Source organism: Mesorhizobium sp. M0923, from assembly GCF_040319365.1.
Lineage (GTDB): Bacteria > Pseudomonadota > Alphaproteobacteria > Rhizobiales > Rhizobiaceae > Mesorhizobium.
Genome location: NZ_JAMYNW010000002.1, coordinates 271,250 through 285,163, shown reverse-complemented (window position 1 = coordinate 285,163; position 13,914 = coordinate 271,250). Strand labels below are relative to the sequence as shown.

Here is a 13,914-nt window from a genome sequence, read left to right as displayed (position 1 = left end):
CCGCCACATTTACATTCGCCGGCCAGCGGCATATTTCACGATGAACAGAAAATCTGACCAGGCTCGCAAACAGTGAACGCAAAGCCCGATACGCCGCTTCTCGACAAGGTCCGCGTCCCGGCCGATTTGCGCACGCTTGCCGAAGGCGACCTGCCGCAGCTGGCTTCCGAGCTTCGCGCCGAACTGATCGACGTCGTCTCCCACACCGGCGGGCATCTCGGCGCCGGCCTTGGCGTGGTCGAGTTGACCGTCGCGCTGCACTACGTCTTCAACACGCCGGACGATCGGCTGATCTGGGACGTCGGCCACCAGGCCTATCCGCACAAGATCCTGACCGGCCGCCGCGACCGCATCCGCACGCTGCGGCAGGAGGGGGGGCTGTCCGGTTTCACCCGTCGCGTCGAGAGCGAATACGATCCGTTCGGCGCAGCCCACTCCTCGACCTCGATTTCAGCCGGCCTCGGCATGGCGATGGCGCGCGATCTGTCCGATGGCCGCAACAATGTCATTGCCGTCATCGGCGACGGCGCCATGTCGGCCGGCATGGCTTATGAGGCGATGAACAATGCCGGCGCACTCGATGCCCGGCTAATCGTCATCTTGAACGACAACGATATGTCGATCGCTCCACCGACCGGCGCAATGAGCGCCTATCTGGCCCGTCTGGCGTCTGGCAAGACCTATCTGGGGTTGCGCGATTTCGGCAAGAAGCTGACGTCCTATCTCGGCGAGCGCGCCGATCGCGCCATCAAGCGGGCGGTCGAGCACGCGCGCGGCTACGTCACCGGCGGCACGCTGTTCGAGGAAATGGGTTTCTACCACATCGGCCCAATCGACGGCCACAACCTCGAGCACCTGATCCCGGTGCTGAAGAACGTCCGCGACAATGCCGACGGCCCGGTGCTGATCCACGTCGTGACCCAGAAGGGCAAGGGCTACGCCCCGGCCGAGGCGGCCGCCGACAAATATCACGGCGTCAACAAATTCGACGTCATTACCGGCGCCCAGGCCAAGGCGCCCGCCAACGCGCCGAGCTACACCAAGGTGTTTGCCGACAGTCTGATCCAGGAGGCCCGAGAGGACGACCGCATCGTCGCCATCACCGCCGCCATGCCGAACGGCACCGGGCTTGACCTCTTCGGCGAAGCGTTTCCGGCGAGGACCTTCGATGTCGGCATTGCCGAGCAGCATGCGGTGACCTTCGCCGCCGGCCTTGCCACGGAAGGCTTCAAGCCTTTCGCGGCGATCTACTCGACCTTCCTGCAGCGCGCCTACGACCAGGTCGTCCACGACGTGGCGATCCAGAAATTGCCGGTGCGCTTTCCGATCGACCGCGCCGGCTTCGTCGGCGCCGATGGTGCCACCCATTGCGGCGCTTTCGACACCACCTTCCTGGCGACGCTGCCCGGTTTCGTCGTCATGGCGGCGGCCGATGAGGCCGAGCTGCGCCACATGGTACGCACCGCTGCAAGCTACGATGACGGCCCGATCGCCTTCCGCTATCCGCGCGGCAACGGCGTTGGCGTCGAGATGCCGCAGCGCGGCTCGGTATTGGAGATCGGCAAGGGCCGGATCGTCAGGGAAGGCACCAAGGTTGCGCTGCTTTCCTTCGGCACCAGGCTGCAGGATTGCCTGGCCGCGGCCGAGGAGCTTGGCGCGGCGGGGCTTTCGACCACGGTCGCCGATGCCCGTTTTGCCAAGCCGCTCGACGAGGATCTGATCCGGCGGCTGGCCCGTTCGCACGAGATACTGGTGACGGTGGAAGAGGGCGCGGTCGGCGGCTTCGCCAGCCATGTGCTGCAGTTCCTGGCCCACGAAGGGCTGCTGGAGAGCGGCCTGAAGGTGCGCCCGCTGGTGCTGCCCGACACTTTCGTCGACCATGCCAAGCCGGAAAAGATGTATGCCGATGCCGGGCTGGACAGCGCCGGCATCGTGCGCACAGTGTTCGTGGCGTTGGGGCATACCGCGCAGGCCCAGCGCGCCTAGTTGTTTCCGCGTTTCTGCAACGCCAAAAGATTCTGCTTGGCTGCAAATGCCAGTCTGAATCAAAATCTCAACTGCTTGAATCAAATTACCGGCGAACAGTCGTAAGATACTGTTTACGCTGCCATTTGGCGATTTGCTTGCCGTGTCCTTTGGCCGTTTTTCAACGCCGCCCTGCTAGAAAGCGACCGGCAGGGGAAAGAAGACCAATGAGATCGCTTTTGGGCGGCATCGCGCTAACGGCCATCTTCGCCGCGTCGGCCGTGGCCGAAACGCGCTACGACCGCAAACTCGAAGAGGCGGTGATGGGCATCGTCGCCGGCAAGATCGGCCAAATCCGTGGCGGCTTCTCCTACAAGGAGGCGCCGCAATTCGTCGTCGTGCCAGATACCTTGCCGAAGGCGTCCATTTCCGTTGACCGGCCGCGCCCGCAGGTGTCCGGCGACAGCAGCGACGGTCTGACGCCGGCCGTTGAACGGCGGGTTTCGCGGACCATATTCTAGAAACTAGAACCACATATCCCGCACACAGCGACCATCCCTCGGCAAATCCTCGAATGTGTCGAGACCGTCGAAATGATCGATCGGGAGGTCGGCGACAGCCTCCGGCGGCGCAAGCCTCATATTGACGGCGATGCGGTGGCGACCGGCGGTATCGGCACGCAATCCGCGCCAGGCCAGGACGCAAGCGCACGTTGGACAGAAGAGAATCTCAAGCGAAGGGTGAGCCCTTCCAACGCGCGTATAGGCACTCACGGGCCCCGCAAGGCGGATGCGTTCGTCGACATAGTCATACGCCCAGAGCGTGCCGTAGCGACGGCAAAGCGTACAGTTGCAGGCAGTGATCGAACCGGGATCGCCCTCCAGGGTCCAGTGGGCTGCGCCGCAGTGGCAGGTTCCCGTCAGCATGTTCCTCCTCCACGTTTCGACGGCTAAACGGCATCTCTTCTTAGCATTGCGTCGGGTGTCGTGCGAGGTTCGACAAACAGCGGAGCGGCTGATGAGTTCACCCGCTTTTCCAACTATGCCTTGTCTCATCGCCAATATCCTTGCCATCATCGTTGGCATTCGCCATGAAGGCCGATGACTTCCCTTCCGCCAGCCAGCATTCGCCAGCGGCTCGACGAATTACTCGTCCAGCGCGGCCTGTTTGCCAGCCGCTCGCGTGCTCGCGATGCGGTGGCGCGCGGCACCGTGACGGTCGACGGCATCGTCGCCCACAAGCCGGGCCAGGCCGTTCTGCCTGAGTGCAACATCGTCGTTGACGATCCGGCGCAAGGTTACGTCTCGCGCGCCGCACTGAAGCTGAAGGCTGGTCTCGACCATTTCGGCCTCAACCCCACCGGTAGCGAAGCGCTCGATGTCGGCGCCTCGACCGGCGGCTTCACGCAGGTACTTCTCGAACGCGGCGCGGCGCATGTCACGGCGATCGATGTCGGGCACGGCCAGATCCACTCCGACATTGCCGGCGATCCGCGCGTGACGGTGATTGAAGGCCTGAATGCGCGCGAACTGTCGGCCGCCGATCTCGGCGGCCGTGTGCCGGATTTCATCGTCTCGGATGTCAGCTTCATATCGCTGAAACTGGCGCTGCCGCCGGCGCTTGCCTTGGCCAGGAACGGCGCAAAAGCCGTGTTTCTGGTCAAGCCGCAATTCGAGGCCGGCCGCGAGGCGATCGGCAAGGGCGGCCTGCTGAAGGACCCCTATGATGCGGCGCGCATTGCCGGCCTGATGCAGGACTGGCTCGATGCCATTCCCGGCTGGCGCTCGTTGGGACTTCATCTGTCGCCGATAGAGGGCGGCGACGGCAACCGCGAGTTCCTGCTCGGCGGCATCAAGGCCGTCGCGACCAAGCCTGCCAAGATCGGGCGGGCCGGGATTGAGAAGCGATGACCACGCGTTTCACAATCGCAAAATTGGGCTCGCAGGGCGACGGCATCGCCGAGACCGAGACCGGCGAGGTTTTCATTCCGTTTACGCTGCCGGGAGAGGTCGTCACCGCCGGGCGGGAGAAAGATCGCGCTACCTTGATGTCGGTGCTTGAGGCCTCGCCGCTGCGAGTCGATCCGCCGTGCCGCCATTTCGGCGAATGCGGCGGCTGCGCCGTCCAGCATCTCGAGACTGAAGCCTATCACCAATGGAAGCGCGAAAGGGTCGTGCATGCGCTGAAGAGCAAGGGCATCGCCTGCGATGTCGGCCCGCTGGTGCCGTGCGCGCCGCACACGCGCCGCCGCGTCGTCTTCACTGCCCGGCGGAGCGAGGCGGGAATGCAGTTCGGCTTCGTTCGCGCGCTGTCGTCCGAAATTATCTCCATCGAGGAATGCCCGATCTCGCTGCCGCAGATCGTCGCTGCGCTCGACCGTTTGAGGATGCTTGCCGGACTGATCTGCACCACGACCAAATCGTTCCACATGGCGGTGACGGTGACCGGTTCCGGCCTCGATGTCGCGGTTCACGATTCCGGTAAGCTCGGCGAGAACCAGCGCCGCGTCGCCTCGAACTTTGTCATTGCCGAGAGGCTAGCCAGGCTGTCGGTCGACGGCGAGATCATTATCGAACCAAAGAAACCGGTCGTCCTGTTTGGTGGCGTCGCTGTCGCAGTGCCGCCGGGCGCTTTCCTGCAGGCGACCGAGGCCGCCGAAGAAGCGATGGCCGACATTGTCGGCCAGCATCTCGCGCGCGCCAAAAAGGTCGCCGATCTCTTCGCCGGCTGCGGAAGCTTCGCACTGCGTCTGGCCTCAAGATCGGAGGTTCATGCGGTGGAAGGCGATGCGGCAGCACTCTCGGCGCTTGACCGGGCCTTCCGTTTCGCCAGCGGCCTGAAGCGGGTGACCGGCGAACGTCGCGACCTGTTCCGGCGGCCGCTCACATTCAAGGAGTTGAATGCCTTTGACGGCGTAGTCTTCGACCCGCCCCGCGCCGGCGCCGAGGACCAGTCGAAGCAGATCGCGCGCTCCGACGTGCCGCTCGTCGCCGCGGTGTCCTGCAATCCGGTGACGCTGGCGCGGGATCTTCGCATCCTCCTCGATGGCGGTTACGCCTTGAAGAGCGTAATCCCGATCGACCAGTTCCTGTGGTCGCCGCATGTCGAGGCCGTCGCGCTGTTGGAGAAGCCGAGACGAAGGCGCTAGCAGCTAGGGCTTGAAATGCGCACCAAAAAAGCACATTTTGAGTGTACGTCGTTCAAACTGGGCTAGGAAATTGCCATGAGCACCGCAGCCTTTGAAAATTCGGCATCGCGCTTCGGCGAGGAGCGGGCGCCGTTTCTCTCGCCGAGGCGGGTAGCCGCACTGCTAGGGGTCAATATGACTGAACTGGCCGGCCTGACCGGTCTCGCGCGCAACACGCTTGCCGCCAAGTCCGGTGCGCGCAAGGTCGACGCCGCATTGAGTCCCATCGTCCGCATCCTGGCGATGGCCGGCGAGATGGCCGGTGATGAACAGCGTGCCGCGATCTGGTTCAAACATCAGCCGATCCCCGGCTGGGCGGGAAAGACCGCCTACGATCTCGTTCGCGAAGGCAAGACTGACAAGGTGCTTGCCTATCTGGAGGCAGTCCGCTCCGGCATCTATGCCTGAACCCAGGCTGACTCTATGGCGCGCTTTTGTGCCGCGCTGGGCCCATCTGCCGCTTTCCGGTGAGGGCGCGGCCCGCTTCGGCGGCCGCTGGAATCCGATTGGCACGCCGGCGATCTACGCCGCCCGGGAACTGTCCACGGCTTGGGCCGAGTACAATCAGGGTTTTGTCCAGCACCCGGCGCTGATTGCACAATTGAAACTGTCAGGCGCCCGGCTGGCCGACCTGACAGAGGCTGATACGCTGTCGAAGCTCGGTGTAACGGCCGACATTCACCGGTGCGAATGGCGTGACATCGTGGATGGAGGCTTTGTGCCCGAGACGCACCAACTGAGAGACCGCTTGCTTGGCGACGGGCTGCACGGCGTGATCTACCCGTCCTTCATGTCGCCTGGCGGCACATGCGTCGCGCTGTGGCGCTGGAACGAAAACGATGCTCCGGATCTTGAAATCATCGATCCCGACCATCGCCTGCCGAAAACAGCGGCATCATGGCTTTAGGGCAGTTCGAGCTGCGGCGGGCACACCCGCCTCCATCTCTTCCAACGTCTTCGGCTTGCCTATGTGGGGCAGGGATCCAAATACGTCCTATGGCCGTGTTAAAGGCAAGACTGGAACAGGCAGTGCGACTTGATCGTCGGTCGAACTGGTGACTTCTAGCTTTTCTCCGGCAGCGATCACAGTTTCCTCTCCCGACATAACAAAGATGCTGATCGCGCGCTGAATTCAAGGCTGCATAGCCAGACGGTGCTAGCCTGCGCCTGAAAGGACGCGCTCGACGAAGGCGGGCACCACTTGTGTCGCCGGCCCTTCCAGCTGCTCGTCGAAACGGGAGGCCCAGCCGGCGCATTTCAGATTGAGTTCGGCTGTTACGGCTCCGGCCGCGTGCCTCCTCCACGAAACCTGCTGCCGGGTAGACACTCCCGCTGGTGCCGATGGCCACGAATAGGTCGCAGCGCGTCAGCGCCTCGCCGACCTCCTCCATGCGGTAAGGCATTTTCGCCGAACCAGACCACGTCAGGCCTCAATTGACCTTTTGCGCCACACGCTGGACAGGCCGAATGGGCAGCGATGTCGTCGGCCCAGGTGCTGCTTTGCCCGCAGCTCAGGCAAAGGGCATGGCCCAGTTCTCCATGCATATGGATCAGTTTGCGCGAACCGGCGCGCTCATGCAGGTCGTCGATATTCTGCGTGACGACGAGGACGTCGCCTGGGAATTTCTGCTCGAGCTTGGCCAGCGCGGCGTGCGCCGCATTCGGCTCGACGCTGCCCATCTGCCGCCGGCGCATATTGTAGAAATCCTGCACCTTTACGGGGTCGCGCGCAAAACCTTGCGGCGTGGCCACGTCCTGCAGGTCGTATTTCGCCCAGACCCCGTCGGGATCCCGGAACGTGGCGACGCCCGATTCCGCCGAAATGCCGGCGCCTGTCAGGATGACGATTTTGGCTTTGGACATGGTCGAAGACACCGGCATCCGGAAACATGATTTGGAAGGCGATGTTACCGGAAGGCGGCAGCCGCATCAAACCCTGGTGCCGCCGACCGTCATCTGGTTCATCCTGAGATGCGGCTGGCCGACGCCGACCGGCACGCCCTGTCCGGCCTTGCCGCACATGCCGATGCCGGTGTCGAGCTTCATGTCGTTGCCGACCATCGAAACCCGATGCATGGCATCCGGCCCATTGCCGATCAGCATGGCGCCCTTGATCGGTTGCGTCACCTTGCCGTTCTCGATCATGTAGGCCTCGGTGCAGCCGAACACGAACTTGCCCGAAGTGATGTCGACCTGGCCGCCACCGAACGACACGGCATAGATGCCGTTCTTGACCGAGGCTATGATTTCCTCCGGCTCCATGTCGCCTGCCGTCATGTAGGTGTTGGTCATGCGCGGCATCGGCTCATGCGCGTAACCTTGGCGCCGCCCGTTGCCGGTGGCCTTCATGCCCATCAGCCGTGCATTCTGGCGGTCCTGCATGTAGCCGACCAGCTTGCCATCATCGATCAGCACGTTATGGGCCGAAGGCGTGCCTTCGTCGTCGACGGTCAGCGAACCTCGCCGCTCGGGCATGGTGCCGTCGTCAACGACGGTGACGCCTTTCGCCGCCACCTGCTGGCCAAGCAGGCCGGCAAAGGCCGACGTCTTTTTGCGGTTGAAATCGCCTTCCAGCCCGTGGCCGACGGCCTCGTGCAACATGACGCCCGGCCAGCCGCTCGACAGCACGATGTCGAAAGTGCCGGCAGGTGCTGGAACCGCTTCGAGATTGACGAGCGCCTGCCGCAGTGCCTCCTTGGCCGCGTGCCGCCAGCTGTCCTCGACCAGGAATTCGCCAAAATCCTTGCGGCCTCCCATGCCGTAGGAGCCGCTCTCCTGGCGGTCGCCGTCGCCGACCACCACCGATACGTTGATCCTGACCAGCGGGCGGATGTCGCGGACCATCTGGCCATCGGCGCGCACGATCTCGACATGCTGCCAGGAGGCGGCGAGCGACGCCGTCACCTGCCTGACGCGCGGATCTTCGGCCCGCAGCCATGCATCGATTTCCTGAAGCAACTTGGCCTTGGTCTCGAAGGAAGGCGAGGGGATCGGGTTTCCGTCGCCGTAGAGATGGCGGTTGGTGCGGACGGGCGCTGCGGCAAGCGTGCCGGAATAGCCGCTCTTCACCGTCGAAACGGCATCGGCGGCGCGCCGCAGCGAGGCTTCGGAGAGATCACTGGAATGGGCGTAGCCGCTGGCCTCGCCAGCGACGGCGCGCAGGCCGAAACCCTGGTCGGTGTTGAAATTCGCGGTCTTCAGCTTGCCATTGTCGAACATCAGCGCTTCGCTTTCGCTGTATTCGAGAAACAGTTCGCCGTCGTCGGCGCCGTTGATGGTCTCGGCGACGATCTGCTTGATGCGATCGTCGGAAATGTCGAATTGGCCGATCAGGCTGTTCATGGCAGGTCCATTCGCAGGAGGATTGTTTCCCACGATGTAGGCGCGAAGGCCTGCACAGACAATCTGAAATGAGATTTGCCGTGACCGCGGCCGGTCAACAATCACTGGATCGTGCTACAAGACCGCGTTCAAGGCAGGGCGGCGAAGCCGTCGGCAAAACCCTTGAGGTCGACGGGAATGCCGATGCCTTCTTCGGGCGTCTGGAAGACGATAAAGGTCGCCGACGTACCGGTCTTCAGCGTGTCGAGCAGCGGCTTTTCCAGGATGACCTCGGCATAGCAGCCGTCCTGGAAACAGCGCACGAAATAGGCGCGGCCGATATCCTTGCCGTCGACATTGAGGCCGAGGCCGTTGGGCAACAGCACGCCGAGCGGCGCCAGCACACGAAGGATTTCGGCCTTGTTGTCGGCTGTACGCAGCACGACAACGGAAAGACCCATTTCCGGGCGGTCCTCGGCGACGACGTTCTGCATCATCACGCATTGTTCGGACGTAGCACCGGCCGGCGTATCGCAGATGATCGACCACGCCCCATGCGTCGACTTCACCGTGCCGCTTGGCTGCGCGGCATTGGCCAGGCCGCCGCCTGACAAGGCTATTGCGGCGGCAACAAGGATGACCTCCGCCAAGGTTCTCGAAAGCCAAGCGTTCATGACGGCTCCATTGCGAATCACGGCACTTTAAGCCGCACTAAACCCAAGTAAAGGACGAGACCCCCGCGGTCTGCCCCGACATAGGCGACAATGCGCTTTTCCGTGCCAATTTCGCCCTAATTGCGACGGTTTCGCGCGCCGCGCGGCTCATTCTGCCGGGATGCCGCTCCGGTGATTCGCGACGAGCGGTCACCGCACGAAGCTACAGCCGCGCTTGCGCGCAAAAATGCCGCACGGGTTCCGCCGCTCCTTTCTTGCGGAGGCAAATAGAGTATGGTTTGAACCAGCCTTGAATTGTCCGGGATTCCCGTCCCGGCATTATTCGGCATTCTTGCGGTCCGATCGCGAGGAACTGGGAGATGACGAGGGCGATGAGAAAATTCCTGGCAACCGCCAAAATCGTAGCTAGTGCCGCCGCCACGTTGTTTGCCGCTGCATCCGCTCATGCAGCCCAGCCTCAACCCTGGGAAACCAGTTTTCAGCCTCCGGCGACCGATATTATGAGGCAGATCGAGTGGTTCGGAAACTATTCGTTCGCGTTCATCATTGTGATCACCGCCTTGGTGCTTTTTCTGATCGCCTACTGCATTTTGAAATTCCGGGCGAGCGTCAACCCGACCCCGTCGCGCACCAGCCACAACACGCTGATCGAGGTCATCTGGACTGTCGGTCCCGTCGTCATCCTGCTCTGTCTCGCCATTCCTTCGTTCCAACTGCTGACCGCGCAATACACGCCGCCGGAAGAAGCCAAGCTGACCGTCAAGGCGACGGGCAATCAGTGGAACTGGGATTACGAATACCAGGTCGACAACACGCTTTCCTTCAATTCCGCGATCCTACAGGATGCCGACAGGGCTGCTGCCGGCAAGGAAGATCGCGCCGCCTATCCGCGCCTGCTCGCCGTCGACAATGAGATGGTGGTGCCTGTCAACACCATGACCCGCGTGCTGGTGACGGCGACCGACGTCATTCACGCCTTTGCCATGCCGTCCTTCGGCATCAAGACCGACGCGGTGCCGGGCCGCATCAACGAGGTGTGGTTCAAGGCCGACAAGGAAGGCCTCTATTACGGCCAGTGCTCGGAACTCTGCGGCAAGGACCACGCCTTCATGCCGATCGCCATTCGCGTCGTCTCCGATGCGCAATACAAGACCTGGCTGGCGGCAGCCAAGACCGATCTTCCCGGCGCCAACAAGGCGCTGATGGCCGAGGTCGATGGCACGAACAAGGTAGCGGCCGCCGGCAACTGATGCCGCGACCAGAAAAGATTCAGGGAACGGAGCCGACCATGGCAGACGCTGCAGCTCACGACGACCACGACCACAAGCCGTATCATGGCTGGGTCCGGTGGGTGTATTCGACCAACCACAAGGACATCGGTACGCTTTATCTGATCTTCGCGATCATGGCGGGCTGCATCGGTGGCGCCTTATCGGTCGTCATGCGCATGGAATTGCAGGAGCCGGGCATCCAGATATTCACTGGCCTGGCACAGATGGTCTACGGCATGAACGGTGACGCCGCCATCGACGGCGGCAAGAGCATGTACAATGCCTTCACCACCGCGCATGCGCTGATCATGATCTTCTTCATGGTGATGCCGGCGCTGATCGGCGGCTTTGCCAACTGGATGGTGCCGATCATGATCGGCGCGCCGGACATGGCGTTCCCGCGCATGAACAACGTCTCGTTCTGGCTGCTGCCGCCGGCTTTCATCCTGCTGATTATCTCGGCCTTCGTCCCGAGTGCGCCGGGCGCCTATGGCGTCGGTGGCGGCTGGACGCTTTATCCGCCGCTCTCGACATCGGGCCAGCCTGGACCGGCCATGGACCTGGCGATCCTTTCAATCCACATCGCCGGCGCCTCCTCGATTCTTGGCGCCATCAACTTCATCACCACCATCTTCAACATGCGCGCGCCCGGCATGACCATGCACAAGATGCCGCTGTTCGCGTGGTCGGTGTTGATCACCGCCTTCCTGCTGCTGCTGTCGTTGCCGGTGCTGGCCGGCGGCATCACCATGCTTTTGACCGACCGCAATTTCGGCACCACCTTCTTCGCCCCGGACGGCGGCGGCGACCCGATCCTGTTCCAGCACCTGTTCTGGTTCTTCGGCCATCCAGAAGTCTATATCCTGATCCTGCCGGGCTTCGGCATCATCAGCCATATCATCTCGACCTTTTCGAGGAAGCCGGTGTTCGGCTATCTCGGCATGGCCTATGCGATGGTTGCCATCGGCGCGGTGGGCTTCATCGTCTGGGCCCACCACATGTACACGACGGGCCTGTCGCTCGACACCCAGCGCTATTTCGTCTTCGCCACCATGGTCATCGCGGTGCCGACGGGCGTGAAGATCTTCTCGTGGATCGCCACTATGTGGGGCGGGTCGATTTCGCTTAAGACCCCGATGCTGTGGGCGATCGGCTTCATCTTCCTGTTCACAGTTGGTGGCGTCACCGGCGTGCAATTGGCCAATGCCGGCCTCGACCGCCCGCTGCACGACACCTATTTCGTGGTTGCGCACTTCCACTACGTGCTGTCACTGGGCGCGGTCTTCGCCATCTTCGCCGGCTGGTACTACTGGTTCCCGAAGATGACCGGCTACATGTATTCGCCGGTGATCGCCAACACCCACTTCTGGGTCACTTTCGTCGGCGTCAACCTGGTCTTTTTCCCGCAGCATTTCCTCGGTCTCTCCGGAATGCCGCGTCGCTATATCGACTATCCCGATGCCTTCGCCGGCTGGAATATGGTGTCGTCCTACGGCTCGTACATCTCGGCTGTCGGCGTCGTCATCTTCCTGTTCGGCGTCTTCGAGGCGTTCCAGAAGAAGCGGGTCGCCGGCGCCAATCCTTGGGGTGAGGGTGCGACCACGCTGGAATGGCAGCTGCCTTCGCCGCCGCCGTTCCACCAATGGGAACAGCTGCCGAAGATCAAGTAGGCGGTTGCCTCCTTTAATACGGAACCGCCGGCCGTCCGGCGGTTTTGGCCAACGGAATGATGGACTCTAAGTACGCATGGCCCTTGCCGAAGACAGACTGATTGACGAGCCGGGCTTCCGCATGTCGGAAGCGACGGCGGGCGATTTCTTCGCCCTGCTGAAGCCGCGCGTCATGTCGCTGGTGGTGTTCACAGCGTTTGTCGGCATGGTCGCCGCCCCGGTGACCATCAATCCGCTGCTGGCGGTGATCGCGATCCTGGCTATTGCCATTGGTGCCGGCGCGTCCGGTGCGCTCAACATGTGGTATGACGCAGACATCGATGCGGTGATGACGCGCACCGCCGGCCGTCCCGTGCCGGCCGGCCGCATACGGCCTGGCGAGGCATTGAGCTTCGGGCTGGTGCTGTCGGTTCTGTCGGTGATGACGCTCGGCGTGCTGGTCAACTGGTTGGCCGCATCGCTTCTGGCCTTCACCATCTTTTTCTATGCCGTCATCTACACGATGTGGCTGAAGCGCTGGACGCCACAGAACATTGTCATCGGCGGTGCTGCCGGTGCCATTCCGCCGGTCATCGGCTGGGCGGCGGTAACCGGATCGGTCAGCCTCGAAAGCTTGGTGCTGTTCCTGATCATCTTCCTGTGGACGCCGCCGCATTTCTGGGCGCTCGCGCTCTTCAAGTCGGAGGACTATGCCAAGGCAGGCATTCCGATGATGCCGAATGTCGCCGGCCAGGCTTCGACCAGACGCCAGATCTTTGCCTATGCGCTGGTCCTCGCACCGGTTGGCGTGCTGCCATGGGTTCTCGGCTTCACCACGCCAGCCTATGGCGTCGTTGCATTGCTGCTCGGCGCCGGCTTCGTCTGGTATGCGTGGAAGGTGCTGCAAATGGACGATGACGACCGGGCGATGAAGCCGGCCAAGGCCCTGTTCGGCTATTCGCTGCTCTATCTCTTCGCCATCTTCGCCGCCTACCTTGGCGATTGCGTCGTCGCGCGCGCGCTGACCATCGGTGGAGCATGAGCATGGCCGAAAAGAAGCTTGAACTGGTCACGCTGACCGACCGTCAGCAGAAGGCCCGCCGCAATCGCTCGGCCGCAATCGGCTTCGCGCTGGCGGCGCTGGTCGTCATATTCTACGTCGCGACCATCGTGAAATTTGGTCACAGCGTCACCGGTTCGATGTGAGCTGAACATGACCAGGCAAACAGTCACCGATCCTACGAAGAAGAATACGAACCGCGTCGTCGCCGGCGTCTGCATCGCGTTCTTCGGCGGCATGATCGGCATGGCCTATGCCGCAGTGCCGCTCTACGCGATGTTCTGCCAGGCGACAGGCTACGGCGGCACCGTTAAACGGGCGACCCAGCAATATGCCGATCGGGTGCTCGACCGTGACATCACCATCCGCTTCGATGCCAACACTGTCGGCATTCCCTGGCAATTCCAGCCGGTCGCCCGCTCGATCACCATCAAGATCGGCGAAACAGCCGAGGCGCATTTCAGCGCGACCAACAAATTCAGCCGGCCCATCACCGGACGCGCCACCTTCAATGTACAGCCTGAACTGGCCGGACCTTACTTCAACAAGGTCGAGTGTTTCTGCTTCACCGACACGACGCTGAAGCCGGGCGAGACGTTGGACATGCCGGTCGTGTTCTATGTCGATCCCGACATCGTCAACGCGCCGGAATTGAAGGATTTGAAGACGATTACCCTGTCCTACACGATGTTCCCGGTCGACAAGACCAAGCCGGTCGCATCATCGGTGCCGGCCGACGGCCGCCGCAACAAGAGTTCAGATACCGAAGCAAGCCTCGGGGGTTGAT

14 protein-coding genes and 1 pseudogene are annotated in these 13,914 nt (G+C 62.5%); 11 read left to right on the top strand and 4 right to left on the bottom strand.

Going from position 1 to position 13,914, the window contains the following annotated elements:
* Positions 1-72: 72 nt before the first annotated feature.
* Together dxs and NKH89_RS05110 are read left to right on the top strand one after the other, a co-directional pair.
* Positions 73-1,986, top strand: a complete 1,914-nt coding sequence (dxs, locus tag NKH89_RS05115; RefSeq protein ID WP_023716910.1) for a 1-deoxy-D-xylulose-5-phosphate synthase — start codon at positions 73-75, stop codon at positions 1,984-1,986.
* Between the two features lie 206 nt (positions 1,987-2,192).
* A complete protein-coding gene (locus NKH89_RS05110; protein WP_023716911.1) occupies positions 2,193-2,486 on the top strand; it encodes a hypothetical protein in 294 nt (97 codons plus the stop codon).
* 3 nt (positions 2,487-2,489) lie between these two features.
* Here the strand turns inward: NKH89_RS05110 and NKH89_RS05105 are convergent, their stop codons facing one another.
* Positions 2,490-2,891 carry a GFA family protein gene (locus tag NKH89_RS05105; protein WP_352494381.1) on the bottom strand — a complete coding sequence of 134 codons (402 nt, stop codon included), beginning with the start codon at positions 2,889-2,891 and terminating at the stop codon, positions 2,490-2,492.
* Between the two features lie 174 nt (positions 2,892-3,065).
* On the opposite strand from NKH89_RS05105, the gene NKH89_RS05100 reads away from it, so the two are divergent.
* From NKH89_RS05100 to NKH89_RS05085, 4 genes are all read left to right on the top strand, one after another.
* Positions 3,066-3,875 (top strand): TlyA family RNA methyltransferase, encoded by an 810-nt coding sequence (locus NKH89_RS05100; protein ID WP_023716912.1) that lies wholly within the window; start codon positions 3,066-3,068, stop codon positions 3,873-3,875.
* A complete protein-coding gene (locus NKH89_RS05095; RefSeq protein ID WP_023716913.1) occupies positions 3,872-5,113 on the top strand; it encodes a class I SAM-dependent RNA methyltransferase in 1,242 nt (413 codons plus the stop codon). Before NKH89_RS05100 ends, NKH89_RS05095 begins: the two co-directional genes overlap by 4 nt.
* Before the next feature lie 75 nt (positions 5,114-5,188).
* Positions 5,189-5,560: an antitoxin Xre/MbcA/ParS toxin-binding domain-containing protein gene (locus NKH89_RS05090; protein ID WP_023716914.1), complete on the top strand. Its 372-nt coding sequence runs from the start codon at positions 5,189-5,191 to the stop codon at positions 5,558-5,560.
* Positions 5,526-6,059: an RES family NAD+ phosphorylase gene (locus tag NKH89_RS05085; RefSeq protein WP_502895932.1), complete on the top strand. Its 534-nt coding sequence runs from the start codon at positions 5,526-5,528 to the stop codon at positions 6,057-6,059. The genes NKH89_RS05090 and NKH89_RS05085 overlap by 35 nt, the downstream gene beginning before the upstream one ends.
* 249 nt (positions 6,060-6,308) lie before the next feature.
* Here NKH89_RS05085 and NKH89_RS05080 read toward each other — a convergent pair.
* The 3 genes and pseudogenes from NKH89_RS05080 to NKH89_RS05070 form a co-directional block, all read right to left on the bottom strand.
* Positions 6,309-7,015: pseudogene (locus NKH89_RS05080) on the bottom strand (NAD-dependent deacylase).
* Positions 7,016-7,081: 66 nt separating this feature from the next.
* Positions 7,082-8,494, bottom strand: coding sequence for a metalloprotease TldD (gene tldD, locus NKH89_RS05075; protein ID WP_023716917.1), 1,413 nt, complete (start codon positions 8,492-8,494; stop codon positions 7,082-7,084).
* Between the two features lie 128 nt (positions 8,495-8,622).
* Complete coding sequence (locus tag NKH89_RS05070) at positions 8,623-9,147, bottom strand: invasion associated locus B family protein (RefSeq protein WP_023716918.1); 525 nt, start codon at positions 9,145-9,147, stop codon at positions 8,623-8,625.
* A gap of 371 nt (positions 9,148-9,518) precedes the next feature.
* Here NKH89_RS05070 and coxB point away from each other — a divergent pair, with 371 nt between their 5' ends.
* The 5 genes from coxB to NKH89_RS05045 all read left to right on the top strand — a co-directional run bounded on the left by coxB (position 9,519) and on the right by NKH89_RS05045 (position 13,913).
* Positions 9,519-10,397, top strand: coding sequence for a cytochrome c oxidase subunit II (gene coxB / locus NKH89_RS05065; RefSeq protein ID WP_023716919.1), 879 nt, complete (start codon positions 9,519-9,521; stop codon positions 10,395-10,397).
* Positions 10,398-10,435: 38 nt separating this feature from the next.
* The gene (ctaD, locus tag NKH89_RS05060) at positions 10,436-12,088 is read left to right on the top strand and encodes a cytochrome c oxidase subunit I (protein WP_023716920.1); all 1,653 of its coding nucleotides are present in this window, start codon (positions 10,436-10,438) and stop codon (positions 12,086-12,088) included.
* A gap of 76 nt (positions 12,089-12,164) precedes the next feature.
* Entirely contained in the window at positions 12,165-13,109 is a 945-nt protein-coding gene (locus NKH89_RS05055; RefSeq protein WP_352908462.1) for a heme o synthase, read from the top strand.
* Positions 13,106-13,273: a cytochrome c oxidase system small membrane protein gene (locus tag NKH89_RS05050; RefSeq protein WP_023716922.1), complete on the top strand. Its 168-nt coding sequence runs from the start codon at positions 13,106-13,108 to the stop codon at positions 13,271-13,273. The genes NKH89_RS05055 and NKH89_RS05050 overlap by 4 nt, the downstream gene beginning before the upstream one ends.
* 7 nt (positions 13,274-13,280) lie before the next feature.
* Complete coding sequence (locus tag NKH89_RS05045) at positions 13,281-13,913, top strand: cytochrome c oxidase assembly protein (protein ID WP_352547562.1); 633 nt, start codon at positions 13,281-13,283, stop codon at positions 13,911-13,913.
* Position 13,914 lies beyond the last annotated feature (1 nt).